Annotated in this window: 1 protein-coding gene; it reads right to left on the bottom strand. The window is 54.9% G+C overall.

What is annotated here, in order from left to right; all coding sequences use genetic code 11:
- Positions 1-157: 157 nt before the first annotated feature.
- Positions 158-796, bottom strand: a complete 639-nt coding sequence (locus EYS42_RS16825) for a DUF2625 domain-containing protein (RefSeq protein ID WP_130969368.1) — start codon at positions 794-796, stop codon at positions 158-160.
- Positions 797-1,409: the final 613 nt, after the last annotated feature.

Below are 1,409 nucleotides of genomic sequence, written 5' to 3'. Positions count from 1 at the left end.
CTAACGCCCAAGGTAAGCGGCGCCGGAAGGAGCGCAGCGAGTGGAGGGCACCAACAAAGCCCATGAAAATGGCGAAGCCATGGGCTTTGTTGGCGTCCGCTTGACCGTAATGTTAGGCCACGGATATTGGTTTTGGGTGTTGCATTTGCTTTGCAATTTATGCTTGCCTCAAGCAATCGGTATTGAACAAAAACTGTTCGGCAACACTGATTGCCTTCCGTGAACTTGTTTTGACGGAGCCCTGTTCTGACCAGAGGAATGGATAAAAGGTGAAGCACTGGTCGCCAGCTAGCGCCTGAGTACTTGCTTCCCATTCTGGCCACCTTAGGGGTTCATAGAAGACATTGAGCCTGTCACTGAGAGCCCAACGTAAGAATTCGCTATATCCAAGCTCTAGTGACTCCCAATTCAAAGTATCAGGTGCCCAGTAATAGACGGAACCTTGATCTGGCCCAAGTGCTCCACCGTTTATAGCGAAGAAGCCACCAACGGCATCGTCTGCGAACAGTAGGTAGCCAGATGATCTCTCAAAGTTCCAGTCTACGATGTTTCGTGGAAGCTTTGGATGGCCTGAGCCAAGTAAGCGTAGCCACCCATGATCAATCAGTATTCCGCCCGTTTCATAGACTATGGCTCCCATTGGAGATCGAGTTGTGACTTGAAGGCCAACCAGAACTTCAGCGCAATTTTTACTCGGCTGAAGGACTTCAATCGGATGACTGGATTCCGCAAGCCATTGCCGCACCAGCGGCATTGCCGGATCATCGGCGCTCAGTAGTTCGTTGAGTTTGCGCATGGAGGCCTAACGCCAAAGGTAAGCGGCGCCGGAAGGAGCGAAGCGAGTGGAGGGCACCAACAAGGCCCGTAAAAATGGCGAAGCCATGGGCCTTGTTGGCGTCCGCTTGACCGGACGGTTAGGCAGAGGCCGCGTTGGACGCGCAGCTGTGCTGAGGTACTGACCAATGAGCTTGAACTGGATGTTCAAAGGCATGTGCCAACCTGAATGTTTGTTGTGACGCTAGAAGCGATGCGACCACTGTAACCGGCGATGGCGAAGACGCCAAGCAGCGACGGCGCGAGCCGTGGCTACGGGATGCCTGCGCGGTGGCTTGCCACGGCGCAAAACCCGACGCTGGCCGCCGAAGGACGGGCAGCCAACCAAGCCGATGGCGTGTGGCACTTTTGCGCTGATGGAGCGAGCGCTGGCTGCCGTAGGACAGACGGCCAGATTGAGCCGTGAACATGCGCCCGATTGCCAAGCACAGTGCAACTTAGCGCTGGGCTTGGACAGACGCCAGCCCGATGAAGAGCTTGGAGCGGTTTGGGAATGAAAAACTGCTCACGCGAGCGGTGCCTAAATAGATGAAAACCAATTGCCAACTGCGCCTGGAATTTGGTGTTGCCTAACG

The sequence above is a fragment of the Aquabacterium lacunae genome (genome assembly GCF_004310865.1).
GTDB classification, from domain to species: domain Bacteria; phylum Pseudomonadota; class Gammaproteobacteria; order Burkholderiales; family Burkholderiaceae_C; genus Aquabacterium; species Aquabacterium lacunae.
This window is presented reverse-complemented; position numbering and strand designations above follow the sequence as displayed.